We start from the raw sequence: 22,017 nt of genomic DNA, 5'->3' as shown, positions 1-22,017 counted from the left end.
TCAGTCGCGCTCGATCACGCCGACGTAGGGCAAGTTGCGGTATTTCTCGTCGAAATCGAGGCCGTAGCCGACCACGAACTTGTCTTCGATCGTGAAGCCCAGGTAGTCGACGGGCACCGAGACCCGCGCGCGCGCTGGCTTATGGAGGAGGGCGCACACCTTCACGCTGCGCGGGTTGCGCGTTCGGAAGAGATCCATGAGGTGCGCGATGGTGAGCCCGGTGTCGACGATGTCCTCGACGATGAGCACGTCCTGGCCGTCGATGGGGCGCGTGAGGTCGCTCGTGATCTGCACGACGCCGCTGGTCTCGGTGCCCGCGCCGTAGGAGCGCACGCCCAGGAAGTCGATGCGGCACGGCAGGTCGATGGCGCGCATCAGGTCGGCCGCGAAGATGAAGCTCCCCTTCAGCACCGACACGAGCACGAGAGCCTTGTCCTTGTAGTCTTCGGTGAGCTGCTTGCCGAGCTCCGCGGTGCGGGCTCGGATTTCATCGGCGGTGATCATCGGGACGAGGCGCTCGCTCATGCCGCGGGTATCGCGCCGCGCCGCCCGGACGTAAAGGGGGAATCGTGCGGGACGCGAAACTACTCGCGCGGGTCGCGCGGGAACACCTTGAAGAACTCGCGCGGCGCGCGCTTCTTGCGGCGGCACGTGGTGCGGGCGTCGAGGTAGCAGACCGTGAGGGCGCGGCGCGGCTTGCCCGTGGTGCTCCGCGCCGAGCGGTGCCAGAGGTGGTTGTGCACGAGCAGCACCTCGCCCGCCGCCGCGGGCAAGAGGAGCGAACGCGCCTCGGGGCGCTCGCGTGCGATGGCCTCCGCCGGCACCACGCCTCCGAGAGGCGTCACGAGGCCCGCGGCGTGGCTCCCCGGCACGACCTCGAGGCAGCCGCCGTCTTCCGGCGCGTCGTCCAGGGCCGTCCACACCTGGAGCCCCGGCTCGCGGTCGAGGCCCCAGAACGCGCCGCCGTCTTGGTGCCAAGGCAGGCGCGAGCCCCCGGTCGCCGCCGCCTTGTTGAACACGAGCGCGCGGTAGAGCGTGACGTCGCCGCCGTACACCGCGCGCGCGAGCGGCTCGAGCCACGGGTGCGCGATCCACGCAAGAAAGAGCGGATCTTTCTCGAGCTTCTCGACCTTGCGGTAGTTGAGCGACGGCCCCTCGTACCCGCGCCCGTAGGCGAGGTCGTCGTACTCGCCGGTCTCGGTGTCGCGCTGGAAGAAGACGCCCGGGTAGGTGATCTCGCCGAGCATCAGCGCGTCGATGCGCGCGCGGAGCGCCGCGAGCGTGGGCTCCTCCAGCAGGCGCCCGAGCCGCGCGTAGCCGTGGGCCCGGTAGTGCGCGAGCGCGCCGTCGAGGTCGTACGGGAGGGTCGACGGATCACCGGGCGTAGCAGGCATCGGTCCCGATCCATGCGGTATGCAGCTTGTCGATGGCCGCCATCGCCGGGGGGTCGAGCGGCGCGGTGAGCGCGTCGAGCGCCGCGTCGAGGTGAGCGGCCGTGGCCGGGCCCACCACGACCCCGGCCACGCCCCGCGCGAGCAGGAAGCGGTACGCGAGCGTGACCAGCGAGACCCCGAGCGACTCGGCCAGCGCGGCGAGCTCGGCGCGCCGCGCGAACAGAGGCGCGCTCCAGTAGCGGCGCTCGTAGCGGCTGTTCTTCCAGAAGCGCGATCCGCGCCGATCGGCGGTGACGTCGGCGTGCCGATCGGTGAGGAGCCCGCCCGCCAGCGGGTTGTAGACCTCGGTGGCGAGCCCGTACCGGGCGGCGAACGGGAGGTACTCGACGTCGAGCTGCCGCACGAGCGCGTTGTAGAGCTGCTGCGCGCGCGCGGGCGGCGGGATCCCGGCGGCCTCCGCTGCTGCGAAGAGCTCCACGAGCTGCCACGCCGCGTAGTTCGAGGCGCCCCACGCGAGGATCTTCCCGCGCTCGAGCAGGTGCGCGATGGCCGAGAGCGTCTCGGCGATGGGCACCGCGGGGTCGGGTACGTGGAGATAGAGCAGGTCTATTCGTTCGGTGCGGAGCCTCGTGAGGCTCTCGTCGACCGCCGCGAGCACCCGCGCGTGGGAGAGGCCCTCGGCCCCGCGGCCCGCGCCGCCGGTGGGCTGCGCGCCGACCTTGCTCGCGAGGTGCACGCGGTCGCGAGCCCCGGCGACGCTCGCGAGCGTGCGCCCTAGGATTCGCTCGGCCTCGCCGCCCGCGTACAGGTTCGCGGTGTCGACGCGCGTGACGCCCCGCTCGAGCGCGAGCGCGACGAGGCGCTCAGCGTCGCGGGCGGGCGTCCGCGCCCCGAAATTCATGGTGCCGAGGACGACGCCCGCGCGCCCCGCGGCGCTCGCGGACGAGTGCGTGGGCGCCGGGGTCGGAGTGGTGGAGGACATGGGGCGGGGCGCGGGCTACTTCTTGAAGAAGCGGCCCAGGAGCCCCCCGACGCCCTCTTCTCCCTTGGACGGCTGCCTCATGCCGTGGAGGCGAATTTCGCGGGCGGCGTCGAGGTTGTGGGGGTTCAGCTCCACCGCGCGCTTGAAGTCCTTCAGGGCCTGCTTCGGGTTCTCCGTGCGCTTGTGGAGCATGCCTCGATAGAAGTGGGCGCGCTCGCAGCTGCCGTTCATGGCGATCGCGTTGTCGAGCTTGAGAATGAGCTCGCGGGTGCGATCGAAGTTCAGGTTGTGGGGCTTCTGGGCGTCGAGCCAGGTGACGAGCGCGAGGTAGTCGGCCTGCGTCGAGTCGGCCTCGAGCGCCTTCCGCGCGAGCTCTTCGCACGTCGCGGTGTCGTTGCGCTTCAAGTAGACGAGGGCCTTCTGGAAATTGTTGGCCGCCTCGAGGGCGCGCTGGACCTCCGCCTGCTCGGCCGCGCCGCCCGTGCCGTCGCGCAGGTTCTTGTCGTACTCCTCGCGCCGGGCCACGTCGGTCAGGACCGCGTGCGCCTCGGTGATGCGCGCGAACACCTTGCTGCACGCGTCGCGGAGCTCGCCGAGCGTCGACGGCAGCTTGTCCGGGTGCCACGTCTTGGCGAGGGCGAAGAAGGCCTTCTGGATGTCTTCCTTCGGGGTCGCCGGCGCGATCCCGAGCGCCTGGTAGTGGTCCTCTTCGTCGATCGAGGCCGCCTTGGCGACGACCCGGGCCCACAGGGGCGCTGTCAGCGTCGCTCAGCGTCGGCTTGTGGCGCGTCGGGGGCGCCGCCACGCCGGCCGCCCCGTTCGGCGGGAGCTTGGGCTCGAGGTGGGCGCGAACGGGTCGCCGGGACGGGCGGGGGCGGGCCAAGCGAGAGGTCGGAGAACGGGTTGAACGGCGCGTCCGAAGGCGGGTGCTGACGCGTCGCGGGCGGCGCGCCGGGGACCGCGTAGGCCTGGGGCATCGGGCTCATGCCGGGAGCCGGGGCGGCGTGGTGGGCATGCGCGTGTGGGGCATGCGCGGCGTGCGGGTGAAACGAGGGCTGCGGCTGCTGCGGGTGCGCCTGCGGCCCCAGCGGCACGATCGGAGGTGCTTTCATCCCCGGCGGCGCCTCGAGCAGGTCGAGCTGCTTCGTGATCAGCATGAAATAGACGAACAAGTGAGCCAGGGCCGGCGGGACCAGGCGCGCCGCCGTGAGGTCGCCGAGGAACAGCGGGCGATGCCGCAGCAGCTCCACGATCTGCAGCTCGCTCGCGTCGAAACCGCACCGCTCGGGGGCCGCGGACGCCTTCAGGCGGATCGCCACGGTCTGCAGGCGCGCGAGCGCCGCGTTCGCGTGATCCCACGAGGGGTTCATGCGGACCCCGGCCCACAAGAGCCGCAGGGGATCGGCCTCGACGAAGCCAGGCCCGCGCTCTTGCAGCGTGTCGCGCCCCTCGTAGAACGCGAACTGCGTGGCCGGCGGGAAGGTGAAGAGGCACTGCACCTGCGCCTCGAGCGCTGCCAGCGCCCCGGGATCGGACGGGGCGATCTCTGGCGGCGCGTCGGCCTTTCGGGGCAGGCCCTCGAAGAAGACGATGGCCCCGCCCCAGCCGTCGGGGCGGCGGAGGACGAGCGAGCCCGAGAGGCGTCGCTCCATCACGTAGGTGAAAAGGTGCGCCAGCGGCGTCTTTGCGAGCAGACCGGCAGCCGTCGGCGGGGGCAAGGCTTCCATCAGGCTCAAAAATATCCTGCATCACCAGCCGAGGCGAGCGTGAAACCGTCGCGGGCGGCGATCGCCGCGTGGCTCGCCCCTGCGTCGCCCTCGCGTCGCCCCTCCGCGCGTGGTTTTCCTGAGCGCCGCCCTCGTGAACGCGGGTACACTGGGCGGCGCTGGTGACAGCACTTTCCCGGGGTGGGGGCTACGGGGCCAAGCCCGTCCATCGACACCGCGCACGCCGTGACTGAATCTTTCCCCGAAAAGTTGGCGCAGTACGACGTGCTTCGGCGCCTCGGCGCGGGCGGCATGGCCGAGGTGTTCCTGGCGCGCAAGAGCGGCGCCGAGGGCACCTCGAAGATCGTCGTCGTCAAGCGCATCCTGCCCTCGTTCGGGGCGTCGCGGCGCTTTCGCACGATGTTCATCGACGAGGCGCAGCTCGCCACCCGCCTGAACCACCCGAACGTGGTGCAGGTCTACGACTTCTCGAACGAGGGGGCCGAGGGGCACATCCTCGCGATGGAGTACGTCGAGGGCCCGGACTTCGGCATGATCGTCGCGGCCGCCCGCGCGGCCGGCGTGCGCCTGCCGCCCTGGGTGAGCGCCTACGTCATCGCCGAGGTGGCCAAGGGCCTCCACTACGCGCACGAGAAGAAAGACGACGGCGGCGCGTCGCTCGAGATCGTTCACCGCGACGTGTCGCCCCAGAACGTGCTGCTCTCCTACGACGGCAGCGTAAAAATTGCGGATTTTGGCATCGCGAGCGCGCGCTTCCTGCAGGACGAGCAGGGGGTCATCAAGGGCAAGTACGGGTACATGTCGCCCGAGCAGGCCCGCGGGGAGCGGGTCGACCGCCGCAGCGATCTCTACTCGCTCGGCGTCATCCTCTGGGAGTGCCTCTCCGGCCGGTCCCGCCGGCAGCGCCACCGGGACGGCGCTCCTCGAGGTGGTCCGCACGGGCCGCGTCGAGCCGCCGAGCACGTTCGCGATGGATCTGCCCGCCGAGCTCGAGCAGATCGTGATGAAGCTCCTCGCGCCGCGGCCCGAGGGCCGCTACGCGACGGGGAGGGAGCTCGTGGCGGCCATCGGTCGAGCGCTCCTGTCGCGCCAAGAGCTGGTGGACGGCGCGGCCCCTGGAGGCGACGATCCACGCGTTCCTCCCGCGGCCGAGCGATCGTCGCGGCGATCGCGGCGGGTCCCCCGCGCCTGGGCCCGAGCTCACGAACCCCGCGGCGCCGGTGGCGATCGCGAGCGATCGCGCGCCCGCGTCGTCGAGGCCCAACAAGCGCGGCGGCGAGCACCGCGAGGTGCGGCACATCGCGCTCGTGACGCTCGAGCTCGCCCCGCAGCAGGTGCTCACCGAAGGCGAACGCGCGCGCCTCGCGCGGGCGATCCTGCGGCTCCGCCCGATGCTCGACGATATGGCCTACAAGCGCGGTGCGCGGTGGCAGTGGACCTCCGACTTCCAGGCCCGCGCCGTCGTAGGCCTCACCGCGCGGCACGCGCGCGCCCCCTCCGACTCCGCGTGGCTGGCCTTGGAGACCCACGAGGCCCTCGCCGCGCTGGCGGACGATCTCCCCGCGCCCGTGTCGGCCACGATGACGCTGGTCCGCGGGATCGCCTCGGGCATCCGCGACGCGAGCGGGAACCTCGTCCGGTACACGTTGCACGATCCGGTCACCTACCTGGCCGACACGCTCAGCCGGAAGACCCCGCCGAACACCACGTGGGTCGCGGGCGGGCTCTACCGCCTCGTGCGCCGGGAGTTTCGCTGGGGCGACGCGCCGAGCCTCGACTTCCCGAGCGACACCGACGTCCCAAACCTCCGCCGACGATGCGCATCTACACGCTCGAGCGCAGCCTCGCGGGAGGAGCGCGATCGGCTCGGGGCGTCGCCGCACGATTTGGTCGGGCGGGACGCGGAGAAGGCCGAGCTGGTCGCGGCGTACCACGCGGCGATGAACGCCACGAGCCACGACAAGATGAGCGCGCGCGCCGTCGTCGGTGAGCTCGGTATCGGCAAGACCGCGCTCGTCCACAGCTTCCTCGCCGAGCTGCCGCCGAACGCGCGGATCGTGCGCGCCGAGTGCTCGCCGGTGCGGATGGAGGTGCCGTTCGCGACGATCGCCGAGCTCGTCCGATCGGCCGCCGCGCTCACGGGCGAGGAGAGCTACGCGGAGGTCGTCGAGGTGCTCGGGCCCGCGGGCGGACCCGGCGCGAAGGGGGACAACCCCATGGTCGCGCGGCTCGCCGAGCTCGTGACGAACCGCCCGTCTGGACAGGGCGACAACGACGACGCGGCTTACCAGAAGCGCCTGCTCGTCACGAGCGTGCGCAACCTCCTCGGCGCGTTCGCCGCCGATGGCCCCGTCGTGCTCGTCGCCGAGGGCCTGCAGTGGGCCGACAAGCCGAGCCTCGACGTCCTCGCGGATCTGCTGAAATCCACGGATCCACTGCCTATTTTGGTGGTCCTCGTGACCCGACCCGACGAGCGTCTCGCCCCCCTCCTCGAGGGCAAGGTGCGCATCGAGCTGCACGGCCTCTCGGGCGACCAGCAGGTGCGGCTCGTCGAGACACGCATCGGCGTGAAGGAGGGGGTCCGCGAGGTGTGCGCCGAGCTGCTCCCGCGCGTGGGGGGCAATCCGTTCTTCTTGCTCGAGCTCGTCGACGCGCTCCTCGAGCGGGGCGTCCTCGAGATCCGGGAGGATGCCCTGGTCCGCGCCGAGGAGGGCGAGCGCGAGTTCTTCCTCCCCCAGACGCTCGAGCAGCTCCTCGCCGACCGCATCGAGGAGCTCCCGCCTCGTGAGCGGCGCATCGTGGACTGGCTCGCGATCGCGGGCGGTCCGCTCGCCGTCCCCGACCTGGAGCGGTTGCTCGCTGAGGGGAGCTCCGTCCCGAGCGTGGCCACCGAGCCCGCCGCCCGCCTCTGCGAGCGGGGGTTCGCGATCGGCGCGGGAGCGACCTCGACTTCCGCCACCCGCTCACGCGCGACGTCGCCTACGGAGCGCTCTCTGCCACCGCGCGAGCCCGAATGCACAAGGCGCTCGGCGAGCACCTCACCGGCACCCCGCTCGCGAGGGGTGTCTCCGCGGCGATCGTGGCCAGCCATTTTGCCCGCGGCGACGACGGCGAGCGCGCGGCGCACTACTACATCGAGGCGGCCACCGCGGCGCGCACGACCTACCAGACGCCGCTCGCCGTCCGTTATTACAAGCGCGCCCTCCTCCAGCTCACCATCGACGACCCGCGAAGGCTCGTCGCGCACGAGGCGCTCGAGGGCATCTACCGGATGCTCGGCCGCAAGCGCGATCGCGTCGCGCAGCTCGAGGGCATGCGCGCGTGCGCGCGCCACGTCGGTACGCCTCGAAGCGTGTGCCTCGCGTTCCTCCGTACGGCCCGCTTCGATCTCGACGAAGGGCGGCTGCCCCACGGCCTGCCGATCGCCCGGAAGGCCGCCCAAATCGCCCGCGGCTCCGGCTTCCTTCAGCTGGAGATCGAGGCCGAGTCGCTCACGAGCGAGCTGTCGCGAGCTCGGCGACGCAGGCGGCGCTCGCGGCGGCCGACCGCGCGCTCGCCGCCGCGAACCCCGACGTGAACGCCAACGTGCCGCCGCGGCTGCGCGCCGACGCGCTGCGCTCTCGCGGGTGCTGCTCCGTCGTGTGGGGCGAGTGCGCGAGGCCGTGGACGACTACGTGCAGGCGATCGCGATCTACCGCAAGAGCGGCGCGCATCGCCAAGAGGCGCGGGCCAAAAACGCGCTCGCCTACGCCATGTTCCGTGCAAGGTCGCTACGAAGACGCCATCGCGCTCGCGTTCGAGTCGATCCAAATCGACCTCTCCGTGGGCGGCCGGTTCCAGCCGCCAAGACGCTCGCCAACATCGGGCACGCCTACTCGCGCCTCGGCGACGTGCCACGCGCGGCGGCCTACCTCCAGCGCGCGCGATGCCCAGAGCGCTACGCCGACAAAGACGGTCGCACCGACACGCTGCTCGTGAGCGCCGGAGGTCGCTCTCGACAACGGCGCTCTCGAAGAGGCGGGTGGCGGGCGCACGGGCTGGTCGTGGGCGCGGCGATCGCGCAGGCGCGCCGCGAGCCTCAGAAGGCCATCGAGCTCGCGATCGAGGCCCGGCGGATGGCCGAGAAGCAGGCGCTCGTGGCCTATCATTTCTACGCGTTCGCGATCGAGGCCTCGGCCCGCGTCGACGCGGGCGAGGTGCACTCGGCCACCCTGCTCGCGACCACCGCCCTCGGCGCGGTCGAGGCGCTCCAAGGCAGCGAGTACGGGCTCGACGTGCGCACCTTGTGCGCCGACGCGCTGAAGCGCGCGGGTCCCCAGGCGGCCGCCACGTGACAGCGCGCCGTCGACTACGCGACCGGCGTGATGGAGACCATCCGGAACATGCGCCTGCGGAAGCTCTACTCGCAGCGCGCGATGGTGGCCGCGCTCTTCGACACCACGCCCTCGCCGCTGGTCGTCGCGCGGATCGACCGAGCGAGCTCACCGCCATGCTTGGCGCCCGCTCGTTGCCGCCGTCGGAGAAGAAATGACCAGCATCACCAGCGGGGGCGAGCCCACGCCGAAGCGCGTCGGCATGATCTTCTCGGGCGGCGGCGCCCGCGGCGCGTACGAGGTGGGCGTCCTCTCCTACGTGTTCGAGGAGCTCACGCGGATGCGCGGCGGGCCGCCTCGCGTCGACGTGCTCTCTGGCACCAGCGTGGGCGCGATCAACGCGTGCTACCTCGCCGCGCACCTCGCCGATCCCGTGCTAGGCCTGCGCCGGCTCGTGCACCTGTGGTCCGAGCTCGAGATCACCCGCGTGCTGGGCTTCGGGCTCCGCCAGTTCGCCGGGCTCCCCAGCGTGGTGATGGGCGGGGGCGCGGGGACGGGCCTCTTCGACGTGAGCCCGATGGCCGATCTCGTCGGGCGAGAGATCTCCTGGCGCGCCGTCGCCCGCTCGCTCCGCAAGAACAAGCTCCGCGCGCTGACCGTGTCGACGACCGAGGTCGCGACGGGCCGCACGGTGATTTTTGTGCAGACTGCACCGAACGTCGCGATGCCCGACGTCGTGCCCCCGCGGACCCTCTTCCGCCAGGCGCACATCGGGCCGGTGCACGCGCTCGCGAGCGCGGCGATCCCGCTGCTGTTCCCGCCGGTGCGCATCGATCACGACCTCTACCTCGACGGAGGGCTCCGCCAGAACACGCCCATCGCGCCCGCCCTCGCCCTCGGCGCGACCCACATCTTTGCCATCGCGAGGCTCGCGTGAGGTCCGCGGCGTCGTCGAGCCGGCCAAGGAGAGCGCGCGCTCGCCCGGTGCCGCGTTCCTGCTCGGGAAGCCCTGAACGCGTTCCTGCTCGACCACGTCGACGTCGACATCGAGATGCTGAACCGCGTGAACCACGTCGTCGCCGACGGCACGAAGGTCTACGGGCCCGACTTCACGCGAGCGATGAGCGTCGAGGCCGAGCGCCGCGGCGCGCGCCCCTACCGCCACGTGACGGCGCTCACGGTGAGGCCGAGCGAGGACATCGGGAAGCTCGCCGCCGTCCACGTGCGGAAGGGAAAGTTTCAGGGAAATCCATTACTTACGAAGCGTCTTTTCTCGCTCCTGGACATCGGAGGCGGCGACGAGGCCGACCTCGCGAGCTACCTGCTGTTCGACGGGCCGTTCTGCCGGCAGCTCATCGAGATGGGGCGCGCGGACGCCCAGGCGCGCCGTGACGAGCTGCTCGGTTCTTCGGGCGCGCCTCGGACGACGGCGGCGGTACGCACGCGCCCGACGGCGGTGGGGGCGACAGCGGCCTGTGGGATCGGAAAATCGCTCGGCATTCCCCTAGGCACGTGATCGCGCGCTCGGCACTCTGCGGTTCGCGCGCCTCGCGCGTGCGGGCGCGTCGGGGCCTGGCGGCGGTGCTCGCGCTCGTCGTCGGGTGCTCGCGCGCCGGGGGCCCCAAGCCCGACGTCCATCCTCCCGACGCGGGCGCCCCATCCCCATCCCCGCCGCCGCCTGCGGCCGCCGTGAGCGTGGTCGTGCCGGCCGTCACGATCTCGTCGCGCGCCGCGACGACCATCCACGTCGCGTGGGAGGCGCCGCTGGGAACGGCGGTGAACGACGACGCCCCTTTTCACGTGAGGTGGACGACGAGCGAAGGCCTCGCCGAGGTGCCGCCCGAGCTGCGTGGGAAGGGGCGGGAGGTCTCCCGTGGGTTCGACGTGCGGGTGGTCGCCGCACGCGGCGCCCCCGAGGCCGGCCTGGCTGGCACCGTGGACCTCGTGGTGTGCGACGAGGCGACCCACGCGGTGTGCGTGCCGGTAAAGCGCCGCCTCGAGATGCCGTTCCTCGTGAGCGACGTCGCCGACGCGGGCGCGGCCCGTCGCGAGGTGCGCGTGCCCCTCCCGCGTGCGCGCTAAAGGCGATGCGTGGCGGGCGCTCTCCCGCGCCGAGCCACAGCCCGCGTGGGTGCCCTCACTTGCCCGCGAGGTAGATCGCGTAAAGGAACGCCTTCGAGATGCGCTTGGCGTGCGTGTAGCAGAGGTGGCCCTGACCCGAGGCCGAGTCGACGCCCTGATTGAGGCTCGCACAGCCGCTCGTCGAGCGGATCGAGTTGCAGATCTCCCACGAGCCGCCGCGCTCGCAGCGCGTGCCGCTCCCGGGCTCGGTGCTCTCGATGTCTTGCAGGTCGAAGATGATGTCGTTCGGGAACGTGGTCATCATCCACGTGCGCATCGCCTGCTTGGGCGCGTTCTCTGCGGGCACGTTGTAGACGAACGGCGGCGTGACGTGGAGCACGCGCACGCCCTCGGCCTTCACGGCGGCGACGGCCGCCTCGTAGGCGGTCTGCGCGCCCGCGACCTTGCCGGCGACGATGTCGGCGTAGCCGAACTTCATGATCGCCACGCGGAGGTTCGACTTGTTGGCCAGCGCCATCGAGCGAAACTCGGCGATTTTGCCCGCCGGGTTGCCGTTGCTGGTGGAGAACAGCCCGCCGTTGAGCCCCGGCCTGAGGTTCGTGGAGCCGCTCGTCGCGTACTCGAACTTGTAGCCGTTGAACTGCGCGACGTCCTCCAGGTCGCCGCCCACCGACTGGTGCAAGAAGAAGCTGCGGAATACCTTGACCTGGGCCTTGTCGCCGAGCGTCCCAGTCGGCGATGCCGTTCGCTCCGACGACGCCGGGCGTGGACGGTTGCCGCTGTCGGTCAGGGGCACCGTGCCGTCGGGACCGGGGCCCCGCCGTCGGTCGTCGCCGTGGCGTCGGGTTGGGGGCGCCGTCGGGGAGCACGGAGGGCACGGGCGTCGTGGTGGTGGACGTGGACGTCGGCGAGGTGCCCGAATCGCCCGGATCGTCGCTGGAGCACGCGAAGGTGGCGAATGGTGCGAGAATCAGCGGCAGTGCAAGGAAGAGGGCGCGCATTCGGCGGAGTATGGCCGATGCGCCCGAGTGCGCAAGACCCGAGCGGCCCACGTGGCACGAGCCGCGGCACCGGGCAGGGCTCGGAGTCTGTCAGCGACCGCGTCGCCGCGCGCGCGCGCGGCTGAGCAGTCCAAGCGCTGCGACGAGGCTTGCCCCGGCGAGCAGCGAGTGGGTTGGAGTGCCCACCGCGCCGCAGCCGCATCCCGAGCTCGTGGTGGCCGTGCTGCCGGGTCCCCCGTCGTCGCTCGCCCCCGGCAGCCCCGGCAATCCGGGCACCACCCCGGGCGGCGGCTCGGGCGTACCCGGCGCGGGGGGGCGGCGAGGCGCAGGTCCTTCTTCGCGAGGTCCACGAATCCGGGTTGGTGCCCAAGATGTTCCCGGTGAGGGTAGCGGGGATGTTGCCCGAGCCCTGGGTGATGTAGTTGTTCGCGCCGGCGATTTGGCGGCCCGCGATCCAGGTGAGATCGGTCTCGCGGACGAGGTAGTCCATCCGGCCGGAGGCCCTGGAGAAGACGTTGTTGTAGAGCTCGAGCGAGTCGAGCGCGTACGAGGCCCGCATCGCGCCCGCGTTGTTCGCGTGACTGCCGACGATGAACGTGTTGTTCACGAAGCGGTAGCGCCCGCCAGTGCGGCCCGTGCCGTCGCCGCCGACGCGCACGACGTACGAGGTCGACTTGGTCTGGAGGAGCACGTTGCCCACGACGTCCCCGTCTTCGCGCGGGGCGGTGACCGTGTCGCCGCTGTCGTCGTCGGGGCCGATCAGCTCGAGCTCGTAGTACTGCGCGCCCTCGAGCCAGTTGCCGTAGATCTCGTTGCGCTCGGCGCGCGACTTGACCGAGTTGCCGCCGTTCGCGTCATGCACGTAGCAGTGCTGCATGCGGAAGACCGACTTCGGGTACATCCTCTCGTTGGTCGCGATGTACACCGGGTGCTTCAGCGCCTCGCCGGCGCGCTCGCTGCCGGCCGCGTACACCTCCACGTACTCCATCAGGAGCGAGCCGGCCTCGCTGTCGGTCCCGAGGATGCCGTGGCGCGGGCAGTCGTGGATCACGTCGTCGCGGAGGGTTACCCCGTTGGCGCTGTGGACCACGCAGATTCCGGTGCCGCCCGTGACCTCGAAGCCCTCGAAAGTGTAGAAGTTTCCGTGCAAGAGCACCGTGTTCTCGCCGCCCTTCACGATCGGGCGCTTGCCGTTCACGCGGACCCCGCGGATGGTGATCGGCGCCGCCTGCGTGGCGTTCACGTTGAACTCGACGGGCGCGTAGGTGTGGTCGCCCTGCACCTCCACGACGTCGCCCGGCTTCACGATGCGGGCGATGGCCGACAGCTCCGCGTACTGCTTGCCCGGCCCTACCTCCAGCGTGGCGGCGCGGGCGAGGGTCGCGGAGGAGGTGACGGCCGCCGCGAAGCCGAGCGCGCCGAGGGCGCGTGGCAAGCGTGGCAAGCGTGGCAAGCGTGGCAAGCGTGGCAAGCGAGGCGGAAGAGCGGGCGTGCGGAGGCGCATCCGCAGAAGGTTGCAGTCTGAGCGCGGGTGTCAACCTGCATCGCTCGATCACCACGGGTCTCACCGGGCCGCGGGTCCGCCCTTGCGCCTGCTCGCGAGGGCGAGCACCACCGCCGCCATGACGGCTGCGGCGATCGCCACCCCGGCGCCGAGGGCCATCCACAGCCGCCGGTCGCGCAGGAGCGGGTGGAGCTCCTCCTCGGAGCCGGCCGTCGCCGCGGCCGCCTTGGGGTCGACCAGGGCGCGCACGGCGTCGCCGACCTCCGTGGGCGACATCGCCGCCGGCGGGGCCATCGCCCCCTTCGCTGTGAAGCGGACCGACTGCCCCGCGGAGAGCCGGAGCTCGGGCCCACTTCGCGGTCGGAGTGTGGCGTTCCCTGCCAGCAGCGCCACGTCCACGGCGCCGTCGACTAGCGCGACGCGCGCCTGCGAGCCGAGCTCCACCGTGCCCGCGTCGGTCTCGATGAGCTGCTTGGCCGGGGGCAACGTGGTGACCACGATCGCGCCCCGCGTCAGGTGGATCGTCCCCTCCGGGCGTCTCGTGACTCCCGACGATGGCAGGACGGCGATGGCGGAGGCGGGGCTCGCCGCGCCGTCGGGCGTGTTGCGGACGACCCGCGTCGCACCAGGCTCGGTGCGCAGCGTCACGCTCGCTGCGCCGCGAGGTCCTCGGGGGCCGGCGCGTCGAGCTTCACGTCGGCCGCCACCGGCGGCTCGACTGCGGTCGACGTCGTGGACGACGCCGTGGCGCGTGGCCTCGTCGCCGGCGCGCGCGCTGGCGCGGGGCTCGGGACCCCAAAGAAGCCGCCGCTGGCCTCCTCGGCGAACGATGGCGGCTCGTAGTTGCCCGCAGCGCCCTCGATGATCTTCCCGGTCCCGCCGCAGTGCACCGTACGCGCGCCCATCGTCGTCGCGGGGCGACCGTCGATCAGCACGCCGTGGTCGTTGCCGGCGGCGACACGGAACGTGTTGGCGCCGCAGCACGCGGCGTGCACTCCGTAGTCGCCGACGCGCGCGGCAGGGAAGCCGTCGATGAGCACGGATGGGCTCCCCTGGACGATCGGCCCCGTCACCGCGGGGTGTGGGCAGGCCCCGCAGCCGTGCGCGTCAGCAGGGGCGGAGGCCAAGTGACCCATCCGCGCGAAGCGGGCGGTGCCGACCGTCTCGATCACGAAGGTCTTCTTGGCGCCGTCGCAGGTGAGGGTGAGCTTGTTCTTGCCCGTGGTCGCGAAGCGCGGGCGGACGGGCGTCCCGCGCGGCGGCGTGAACGTGGCGGTGCCACCCCACTCGACCTCCGCCGTGAGGTCGACCTCGCGGGGCGTGCCCTTCCCGCGAACGCAGCGCGCGCCAAAGAGCCAGCCCGACGTGAAGACCCTCGGGCTCCGGCCGGCGGGGTGGAGCAGCTCGATCTCCACGTCGCTCGAGGGCTTCTCCAGGCTCCACGAGCCGCGCAGCGTGAGCATGGGCTGCGAGGCGCTCCAGGCGCCGCTCACCCGGAGCGTGCCGCCCGACCGCGTGAGCGCGCCGGTCATCGTCATGCGGTAGCCGTAGACCTGCGTCGTGCAGCTGAGCGTCCCGCGGGCCAGCGTGAAGGGGCAGCTCCACGCGCTTCCTTTTCCTCCGAACGCAAAGGTCGCCCCGGCGCTCGACGCGCTCGCCTCCGCTTCGATGTCCCTCGCGACCCCGAGGTGGGGCGCCATCGCGCTCTCCACGGGCTTCATCGGGCTCCGCGCCGCGGTGATTGAGGCCGTGCCCGTCCACCCGCCGGCGAGCTCGTCGGGCGTCGGGGCGCCGCCTCTCGGCTCGGCGAAGGCGGGGGTCACCGCGAGCGGCCAGGCGAGCGGCGAGGCGCTCTCCCGGGCGCCCGCGGCGCCGCGCAGCGAGCACGCGTCGGTGGGGGGAGCTCCGCGCCCCGCCTGCGAAGTCGCGAGGACCACGGCCAAGACGGCGAGATGGAGCACGCGAGCCGAGCGGTCGCCCATGAACCAACCCAAGCAAGGCGCGTGACAAGCGGCGGCCCGCGGATACCTGAGAGGGCGCCCCGGGGCTCCTCCGAGGGCGGCGCAGGAAGTGCGGGGTAACGCACCGTTGGCGCACGGAGCGCCAGGCTCGCGCCCGCTCGCGTGTCGGGTATCCTGCCGCGGCGATGGACGGCCCGGCGAGCACCACCAGCGAAGAGCGCCTCCGGCGGGGCGCGGTCGTGCTCGGCAAGTACGAGGTCGAAGGCGTACTTGGCGAAGGCGGCACGGGCGTCGTGTATTCTGCACGCGATACCGCGAGCGGCGAGTCCGTCGCGCTCAAGGTCATGCACCCTCACCTCGCGAGCGAGGTGCAGATCCGCGGGCGTTTCATGCGCGAGGGCGCCATCCTGCGCCGCCTCGAAGGGCCGCACGTGTGCCGCATCCTCGAGGTCGGCGAGGTCGAGAACCCGGCCGGCGGCGTGCCCCTCCTCTGCCTCGCGCTGCCCCGCATCGATGGCCGGCCGCTCGACCGACTCATCGCAGACGGCAAGCTCCCGGAGGCGCGCGCAGTGGCCATCGCCAAGCAGGTGCTCGAGGCGCTCGAGTGCGCTCACGGACAGGGGGTGATCCACCGCGACCTGAAGCCGCACAACGTGCTCGTCGACGCCGCCGAGCGGGCCACCGTCGTCGACTTCGGCCTCTCGAAGATCGTCAACGGCGGCAGCGGCACCGGGACGACCAACCTCACCACCCTCAACATGGTGTTTGGCACGCCGGAGTACATGTCTCCGGAGCAAGCCCAAGGCGACGAGCTCGACGGCCGGTGCGATCTCTACGCGTGCGGGGTGATGCTCTACGAAATGCTCACCGGCGCCCTTCCCTTCGGCGGGGAGACGCCGCTCGCCGTGCTCACGGCCCACCTCACCGAGCCGCCGCCCTCGCCCGCGGCGAAGGTGCCTGGCCTCTCGCCCGCCGTGACCGCGATCGTGCTCCGCGCGCTGTCGAAGGACCCGAACAACCGCTACTCGTCGGCCGGCGCCATGCGGGCCTCGCTCGAGCGCGCCGAGATCTTCCCCGACGAGCCCGACGACGTGCCCGAGCGCGCCGCGCTCCCGCCGGAGACCCCGCCGGCTCCGGCGCCCGAGGAGCCGGTGCCCGAGACCAAGCGCACGGGGCCGACGCCGTCGAGCGCCGGTCCGTTCGCCGCCGAAGCGAGCACCACCGAGCCCTCGCTCTCGCCGCGCCCCCCGAATAGCCGCCGCACGGGCGACGCCGATCGCGAGCGCCCGAGCCGGTCGCGGGTGTCGCAGACCGTGTCGAAGCGGCCCGTCACTCCGCCGCGTCGGGCGCTCGGCTGGACGCTCGCGTGGATCATCGTGGTCGGCGGGAGCGTGGTCGTCGGCGTAGCGCTCGGGCTCCGCTGACCTAGAGCGCCGAACCGCTTGATTCGGTCGGCTTTTCGCCGATTTACGTCGCCGTACTTTCGTTGCTCCTCCTCGCCTAGCAGCAGTAGGACTCGTCGTCGCGCCTCGCACGGCTCGCAACTCGGCGAAAATCCTCGGTCATCAAGCGGTTCGGCGCTCTAGGCCGGCCCGCTCAGCACCCCTGGAGCGCGTCGGGCACTGTCGCGCGCTCCGGTAGGGGCACCTCCCCGCGGAGCAGCGCGGGCAGGCGAGCGGCCGCGCGGGAGACGACCTCGTCGAGCGTGAGCGGGCCGGGCGTCGTCGCGAGGCGCGCCGCGTGGGCGAGCACGCCGAACAGCGCCTCCATCGGCACGCCGCGCGCGAGCAGCTCGCGGACCGCGATGCCGCCGGTGCGCTTCGCCAGCCGCTCGCCGGAGCCGTTCACCAGCAGCGGCACGTGGAGCGTGCGCGGCGCCGCGCGCGCGCCGAGGAGCCGCCCGAGCAGGAGCTGCCGGGGCGTGGAGGTCAGGAGATCGCGCCCGCGGACGACGAGATCGATCGCCATCGCGTGGTCGTCGAGCGCACAGGCGAGCTGGTAGGAGAAGACGCCGTCTCCACGCCGCAGCACGAAATCGCCCACCTCGCGCCCGACGTCTTGCGTGAGCGTTCCCGCGGCGAGGTCGACGAGCTCGACGACCGCGCCCTCCGGGACGCGGAGCCGCTGCGCGGGTGGCCGTCGCATCACGCGCGCGGGATCTTTTTCCCGACAGGTGCCGGGGTAGACGCGGTCCTCGCCCGCGTGTGGAGCGCTCGCCGCGAGCAGCTCGGAGCGGGAGCAGTCGCACGGGTACGTGACCTCGCCCAGCGTGGTCAGCGCCGCCTCGTACAGCGGGCCTCGGGCCGATTGCGTGTAGGGCGCATGGAGCCCGGCGCCGTCCGCCGCGGGCTCGTCCCAGGCCAGACCCAGCCGCGCGAGATCGGCCTCGATGCGGGCGGCGCTGCCCTTCACCGTTCGGGGAGCGTCGAGGTCCTCCATCCGCAGCACGAAGGCGCCGCCCGAGGCGCGGGCGAGCGCGAACGACACGAGCGCGCAGAGGAGCCCGCCGAGGTGCAGATCCCCCGTGGGCGAGGGCGCAAAACGCGTGCGCAGTGGAGCGAGCGGCAAGGTCGCAGGGTACTCGAAGCCGGCCGCGCGCCGCGACCGCTCTGCGGCCTCCAGGGGACGACCCGCCCGCGAAGGTGCTAGCGTCGGGCGCGCATGGGCCCGAGCGAGGAGGCGAGACCGCGAGGTGCGTCGGGCGCGCGGCGCGTCGCGCTCGTCGCGGTGCTCGTCGCGGTCGTGGCGGCGGGCGTCGTCGCCAAAGTGCACCGGCCCTTCCCCTCGGATCGCACCCCCGAGGGGGCGTACGTACGCATCGCCCACGGCCTGACCGACGGGCAGATCCAGGTGGCGTTTCCCTACCTCGAGACCGAGGCTCAGTGGGCCTGCTTCACGGTGGGAGAGAACCGGAGGAAGGCGCTCGCCCTCGCGCGGCGCTGGTATCCGGACGGGGAGCGTGGCGCCCTCGAGCGCGACTACGCGCGCTATGCGGCCGCGGCCGACGGCGCGGACGTCTTCACCCTGTACGCGAAGGAGCGCGGTTGGGACCGCCGCCTCCGGCGTGATCTGTCGGGCGCGGTCTCGGTCGAGGAGCAGGGCGAGCGCGCGAGCGTCGTCACGGCGCGCGGCACGCGGTACGCGTTTCGTAGGCGCGACAACGGCATTTGGGGGCTCACCATGTTCACGGCCGACCTCGTGGCGGAGGCCGAACGCAGCGCGCGCGACCTCGCGGTGGTCGAGCGCGCGGCAGCCGACTACGAGCGCGCCCGCCGCTGAGGCTCCGCGAGCGCACGGCGTCACGGAGCTGAGGCCGCGTCAGGGGGCTGGCGCCACGGGGAGCGCGCGCTCCAAGGACGCGAGCAGCGCCGCGTACGAGGTGCCCGCGGTGGAGCGCGTGAGACCCTGGCGCCGCCACCCGGGCTCGACGATCTCGCCGAACGCGCCGCGCGCGCCGTCCCAGCCCGCGCGTTGCTCGACGATCGCGCGGAACCCTTGGGCGGCGAGGGCCGCAGCGGCCTGCCGGGAGCGGCCGCCGGAGTGGCAGCCCACGACGAGCCGCGCCTCCTCGCCGAAGGCGCGGGCGACCACGTCGAGGAAGGCCTCGTTCGGCAGGGTGCCGATCGGGCCGTCCACGCGCCAGGGCACGTTGACCGCGCCCTCGGGGTGGCCCTCGGCGAACTCGCTCTCGGAGCGCACGTCCAGGTACGTGTAACCCTCATGCAATAGGGCCAGAGCCTCCGCCGGGGAGAGGCGCGGGACGCTCACTCGAGCCGCCTGCTACGCAACTACGGGTGCTCTACAGGTCGTCGTGGAAGAGCGGCTCGCGGTTGCGCACGTAGCGGTAAATGAGCTGGCGCGCTTCCGGCGAGATGTTCGTGAACTGCGCGCCGAAGCCGGGGAGCGCGCTCTCCGAGCTGCCGGCCTGGTCCCGCGCCCAGCGCACGATCGCCTCCGCGTCGAACTCATACCCGCCGGGCAGCGAGACGTGCAGCCGCACTGGGCTGCCGATCTTCGGGATCATGTAGGTTGCAACGAACAGGCCGCCGTGATCGACGACGTCGTTGCCCGAGAGCCCCTTGTAGAAGTTCGTGGGGCTGTGGGCGCCGAGGTCGGCGTTCAGCACCGGCACCGGCCGGCCTGGGCCTCCGGCGGCGGCGGGCGCAGGCGCGGGAGCGGAGCCGCGGGGCGCCGCGAACGGGTCCGGCGCGGCCTGGGGGGCTACCGGGAGCGTGTGCTGCATACCCTGGGGCTGGGGCTGGCCGAGCGCCACGGTCTGCGCCAGCGTGGGCTGCTGCTGCGGAGGCGCGGCAAACTGCGGAGCGGGCTGCTGCGCGGGAGCGAACTGGGGGGCCGCGACGGGCTGGGGCGCGAACGCCTGCGGAGGCGCGGGCTGCTGGGCCATGGGCTGGGGCGCGAACGCTTGCGGCGGCGCCTGCAGCGGGGCCTGCTGGGGAGCGGGCTGGTGAGCCACGGGCGGGGGGGCGAACTGCGGGGCCTGCTGGGGAGCGGGCTGGTGAGCCACCGGCTGGTGAGCGAACGCCGGGGCTTGCGGGGCCGTCGGGGCTTGCGGGGCCATCGGGGCTTGCGGGGCCATCGGGGCTTGCGGGGCCATCGGGGCTTGCGGGGCCATCGGGGCTTGCGGGGCCATCGGGGCTTGCGCCATCGGGGCCATCGGGGCTTGCGGGGCCGCCACGGGCCGCGGGGCCATCGCCGGAGCGAGCGGCTGGGTGCCGAGGCGTGGGACCGCTGCCGCGGCGGGGGCGGCGGGGGCGGCGGGGGCGGTGGGGGCGGCGGGGGCGACGGGGGCGACTTGCACGGGCGCGGCCGGCGCGGCCGGCGCGGCCGGCGCGACCGACGGCCCGGTCACCATCTTCGAGAGCTGGTGCACGAGGCCGAGCGACGCCGCGACCGCCTCCATGGCGTTGGGCACCGAGGGGTGGCCGGAGGTCTGCGCCTGGAGCTGCGACAGCGCGGCCCGCACGTGACCGAGCGCGGTCTCCGCGTTGGGCACGAGCGCTGCCCCTTGCGAGCTCTCGATTTTGTGGAGCGAGCCCATGGCGAGCGCGATGGGCTCTGCTATCTCGAGGATGGCGGGCGGAGTGCTTGGGTCGACCTGGAGCGCGGCGAGGCCACGAGCCAAGGATTCACGGGCAGAACGCGAAGTGGTCACGGGGTCGGACACGGGGCACTCTCCTGAGGCTCTGATCCCAGCGTGGGCAGTCAATACCCGATGGCTCTCTTGCGGGGCCGAGGGGGCGCGAATGGTCGAGCGCCTCAGTCTACGTAAGCCTTCGGTTCAAGGGAACCGTCTTTCCTCGCCTCCCCGCGCGAGCGCGCGCACGAGATCGGCGATCTCGCCACGATCCAGCTCCGCTCCGGCCCCGGCTCGCGCTCGCCCGCTTCGTCCGGCGCGTCGTCGTCGTCGTCAGCGAGGCGCGCCGCGAGCAGACGGAGGCCGCCATCGCGGGTCTTGACGATCGCCGCGCCCCCCGGATCCACGGCGATCTCGCCGGGCTGAAGACCGTGCGGCGCGGCCGGCGTCGCCTCGGCGCGGACGATGGTGAGGAGCGCCTCGCCCACGAACAGGTACGCGCCCGGGTACGGGCTCGCCGCCCGCACGCGCCGGGCCAGCTGCTCCGCCGTCATGGACAGATCGAGCTCGAGGTCTTCCTCCGAGAGCAGCCCTGCCTCGGTCGCGAGCGCCTCGTCTTGAGGCTCGGGCGTGGGCGGCCGGCCCTCCGCGTAGGCGCGGGTCACCTCCCGGAGCAGCGAGAGCGAGGGGCGATCGAGGCGCTTCGCCAGCCGCCACGCGCTCCACGACGGGTCGAACGTGAGCGCGCGCCGCCCGAGAACGTGCCCCGTGTCGTCGGCGTCTACGAGGAGCAGGGCGGTGACGGCGGTCACCGTGTCCCCGGCATCGATGGCTGCGAAATACGGGTCTCCGCCGCGATGGCGAGGCAGGAGCGACGGGTGCACGCCGAACGCCGCGAGGCGGGCGGCCTCCCGGAACGAGGCCGGCACCTTGCGAGTCCAGAACCAGCTCACCACGACGTCGGGCGCGAGGGCCCGCACGCGGTCGGCGTGGGCGGTGAGGCTTGGCTTCACGAACACGCGGCCCCGGCCGAGTCGCGCCCGAAGCCGGCGGGTGCCCGGCGCGCGATCCCGGCAAATGCCCGCGTACACCACGTCGTGGCCGTCCGCGGCGAGCAGGAGCGCCGCGAGCGGCAGCCCGACGAAGGCGACGCGGAGGCGGGCCACCGACCCTTCAGCCCGGAGTCTGGACAGAGGGCGGGAGCTGAGGGATGGCCTCGTCGCCGAGCTGGCGCACGAGCGCCTGCCGCATCGCGTGCTCCACGAGCTGCCAGAGCTGCGCGCGGTCGGTCGAGCGGCCAAGGAACCCGATCGGGATGCGGAAGCCGCCCTTGTCGCGGCGGCCGCCGCCGTACGCGCGCCCGCGGTCGTCGTGCCCGAACGCCTTCTCGAGCCAGGCGGCGGGGTCGACGCTCGCCGAATGCGTGCGCAGCGATCCTTCGATGAACCGCTCGCCGACGACGCCGTACACCACCACGGTGTCGATGTCCTCGCGGCGTACGAGGAGTCGAGGCCTGCGCGACCGTGTCGCGATCGCCGTCGGAGACGAACCCGACCCCGGCCATGGCGAAGTTTCTCCGGACCGTGAGCGACGCGAGCGCGCGGGCGATGACGTCCATCGCCTCGGGCGCGATGAGGCGCCGGCTGAGGTCGGTGAGTAGGTCTTTGTCGCACATTTCGGTGAGGTAGGCCGCGGCCCGGAAGTCGATGCCCTTGGCGAGCTGGAAGTCGTCGGTGTCGGTCGCGAGACCGTGCATGAGCGCGGTCGCCACGCGGCGGTCTTCCTCGCTCGAGTTGTCGAGCGGCGCCAGCTCCTGGAGGTACCCGAGCATCGTCGCCGTGGCCCCTACGTCGAGGCGCATGTCCACGAAGCGGGCCTTGGGGGGTCTGCGCGCGGTGGTGGTCTACGATCGCGAGCACCTCGATGCCCCGGCGCCCCGAGGTCGGGATCGATGTCGG

At 72.7% G+C, this 22,017-nt stretch carries 20 protein-coding genes and 1 pseudogene; 7 read left to right on the top strand and 14 right to left on the bottom strand.

All coding sequences use genetic code 11. The features are described 5' to 3' along the window. From hpt to IPQ09_08670, 5 genes are all read right to left on the bottom strand, one after another. A complete protein-coding gene (gene hpt, locus IPQ09_08690; protein MBL0194280.1) occupies nt 1-525 on the bottom strand; it encodes a hypoxanthine phosphoribosyltransferase in 525 nt (174 codons plus the stop codon). Between the two features lie 59 nt (nt 526-584). Beyond that, nucleotides 585-1,394, bottom strand: coding sequence for a phytanoyl-CoA dioxygenase family protein (locus tag IPQ09_08685; protein ID MBL0194279.1), 810 nt, complete (start codon nt 1,392-1,394; stop codon nt 585-587). Beyond that, nucleotides 1,375-2,376 (bottom strand): aldo/keto reductase, encoded by a 1,002-nt coding sequence (locus IPQ09_08680; GenBank protein MBL0194278.1) that lies wholly within the window; start codon nt 2,374-2,376, stop codon nt 1,375-1,377. Before IPQ09_08680 ends, IPQ09_08685 begins: the two co-directional genes overlap by 20 nt. Nucleotides 2,377-2,391: 15 nt before the next feature. Further along, nucleotides 2,392-2,943 carry a tetratricopeptide repeat protein gene (locus IPQ09_08675; protein ID MBL0194277.1) on the bottom strand — a complete coding sequence of 184 codons (552 nt, stop codon included), beginning with the start codon at nt 2,941-2,943 and terminating at the stop codon, nt 2,392-2,394. A 191-nt stretch (nt 2,944-3,134) separates the two neighbouring features. Continuing rightward, complete coding sequence (locus tag IPQ09_08670) at nt 3,135-4,103, bottom strand: hypothetical protein (protein MBL0194276.1); 969 nt, start codon at nt 4,101-4,103, stop codon at nt 3,135-3,137. Between the two features lie 225 nt (nt 4,104-4,328). On the opposite strand from IPQ09_08670, the gene IPQ09_08665 reads away from it, so the two are divergent. The 4 genes and pseudogenes from IPQ09_08665 (at nt 4,329) to IPQ09_08650 (ending at nt 10,498) form a co-directional block, all read left to right on the top strand. Next, nucleotides 4,329-5,414: a serine/threonine protein kinase gene (locus tag IPQ09_08665; protein MBL0194275.1), complete on the top strand. Its 1,086-nt coding sequence runs from the start codon at nt 4,329-4,331 to the stop codon at nt 5,412-5,414. Next, a complete protein-coding gene (locus IPQ09_08660) occupies nt 5,324-8,437 on the top strand; it encodes an AAA family ATPase (protein MBL0194274.1) in 3,114 nt (1,037 codons plus the stop codon). The genes IPQ09_08665 and IPQ09_08660 overlap by 91 nt, the downstream gene beginning before the upstream one ends. Before the next feature lie 193 nt (nt 8,438-8,630). After that, nucleotides 8,631-9,932 (top strand): annotated as a pseudogene (locus IPQ09_08655) (patatin-like phospholipase family protein). Then, nucleotides 9,929-10,498, top strand: a complete 570-nt coding sequence (locus tag IPQ09_08650; protein ID MBL0194273.1) for a hypothetical protein — start codon at nt 9,929-9,931, stop codon at nt 10,496-10,498. Before IPQ09_08655 ends, IPQ09_08650 begins: the two are co-directional and overlap by 4 nt. A gap of 55 nt (nt 10,499-10,553) precedes the next feature. On the opposite strand, the gene IPQ09_08645 is transcribed toward IPQ09_08650, so the two are convergent. The 4 genes from IPQ09_08645 to IPQ09_08630 all read right to left on the bottom strand — a co-directional run bounded on the left by IPQ09_08645 (nt 10,554) and on the right by IPQ09_08630 (nt 14,466). Further along, nucleotides 10,554-11,294, bottom strand: a complete 741-nt coding sequence (locus IPQ09_08645) for a hypothetical protein (protein ID MBL0194272.1) — start codon at nt 11,292-11,294, stop codon at nt 10,554-10,556. Continuing rightward, on the bottom strand, nt 11,285-12,934 hold the full coding sequence (locus IPQ09_08640; GenBank protein MBL0194271.1) for a hypothetical protein: 1,650 nt from the start codon (nt 12,932-12,934) through the stop codon (nt 11,285-11,287). The genes IPQ09_08645 and IPQ09_08640 overlap by 10 nt, the downstream gene beginning before the upstream one ends. Nucleotides 12,935-13,063: 129 nt before the next feature. Beyond that, on the bottom strand, nt 13,064-13,651 hold the full coding sequence (locus IPQ09_08635; protein MBL0194270.1) for a hypothetical protein: 588 nt from the start codon (nt 13,649-13,651) through the stop codon (nt 13,064-13,066). Then, entirely contained in the window at nt 13,648-14,466 is an 819-nt protein-coding gene (locus tag IPQ09_08630; GenBank protein MBL0194269.1) for a PAAR domain-containing protein, read from the bottom strand. The genes IPQ09_08635 and IPQ09_08630 overlap by 4 nt, the downstream gene beginning before the upstream one ends. A gap of 683 nt (nt 14,467-15,149) precedes the next feature. Between IPQ09_08630 and IPQ09_08625 the strand changes: the two genes are divergently transcribed. Next, nucleotides 15,150-16,388, top strand: a complete 1,239-nt coding sequence (locus IPQ09_08625) for a serine/threonine protein kinase (protein MBL0194268.1) — start codon at nt 15,150-15,152, stop codon at nt 16,386-16,388. Between the two features lie 172 nt (nt 16,389-16,560). Here IPQ09_08625 and IPQ09_08620 read toward each other — a convergent pair whose 3' ends face one another. Then, nucleotides 16,561-17,532, bottom strand: a complete 972-nt coding sequence (locus IPQ09_08620) for a tRNA glutamyl-Q(34) synthetase GluQRS (protein MBL0194267.1) — start codon at nt 17,530-17,532, stop codon at nt 16,561-16,563. Between the two features lie 93 nt (nt 17,533-17,625). Between IPQ09_08620 and IPQ09_08615 the strand changes: the two genes are divergently transcribed. Next, complete coding sequence (locus tag IPQ09_08615) at nt 17,626-18,243, top strand: hypothetical protein (protein ID MBL0194266.1); 618 nt, start codon at nt 17,626-17,628, stop codon at nt 18,241-18,243. Between the two features lie 39 nt (nt 18,244-18,282). On the opposite strand, the gene IPQ09_08610 is transcribed toward IPQ09_08615, so the two are convergent. Together IPQ09_08610 and IPQ09_08605 are read right to left on the bottom strand one after the other, a co-directional pair. Continuing rightward, nucleotides 18,283-18,732 carry a rhodanese-like domain-containing protein gene (locus tag IPQ09_08610; GenBank protein ID MBL0194265.1) on the bottom strand — a complete coding sequence of 150 codons (450 nt, stop codon included), beginning with the start codon at nt 18,730-18,732 and terminating at the stop codon, nt 18,283-18,285. Nucleotides 18,733-18,763: 31 nt separating this feature from the next. Next, on the bottom strand, nt 18,764-19,438 hold the full coding sequence (locus IPQ09_08605) for a PilZ domain-containing protein (protein ID MBL0194264.1): 675 nt from the start codon (nt 19,436-19,438) through the stop codon (nt 18,764-18,766). A 93-nt stretch (nt 19,439-19,531) separates the two neighbouring features. Here IPQ09_08605 and IPQ09_08600 point away from each other — a divergent pair, with 93 nt between their 5' ends. After that, on the top strand, nt 19,532-20,164 hold the full coding sequence (locus IPQ09_08600) for a collagen-like protein (protein MBL0194263.1): 633 nt from the start codon (nt 19,532-19,534) through the stop codon (nt 20,162-20,164). 77 nt (nt 20,165-20,241) lie between these two features. Here IPQ09_08600 and IPQ09_08595 read toward each other — a convergent pair whose 3' ends face one another. Next, complete coding sequence (locus IPQ09_08595; GenBank protein MBL0194262.1) at nt 20,242-21,225, bottom strand: hypothetical protein; 984 nt, start codon at nt 21,223-21,225, stop codon at nt 20,242-20,244. Between the two features lie 7 nt (nt 21,226-21,232). Continuing rightward, nucleotides 21,233-21,535 (bottom strand): hypothetical protein, encoded by a 303-nt coding sequence (locus IPQ09_08590; GenBank protein ID MBL0194261.1) that lies wholly within the window; start codon nt 21,533-21,535, stop codon nt 21,233-21,235. Nucleotides 21,536-22,017: the final 482 nt, after the last annotated feature.

The organism is Myxococcales bacterium (assembly GCA_016720545.1).
Taxonomy (GTDB): domain Bacteria; phylum Myxococcota_A; class Polyangia; order Polyangiales; family Polyangiaceae; genus JAAFHV01.
The sequence above is the reverse complement of the archived record's forward strand: the minus strand, read 5'-3'. Positions and strand labels throughout refer to the sequence as shown.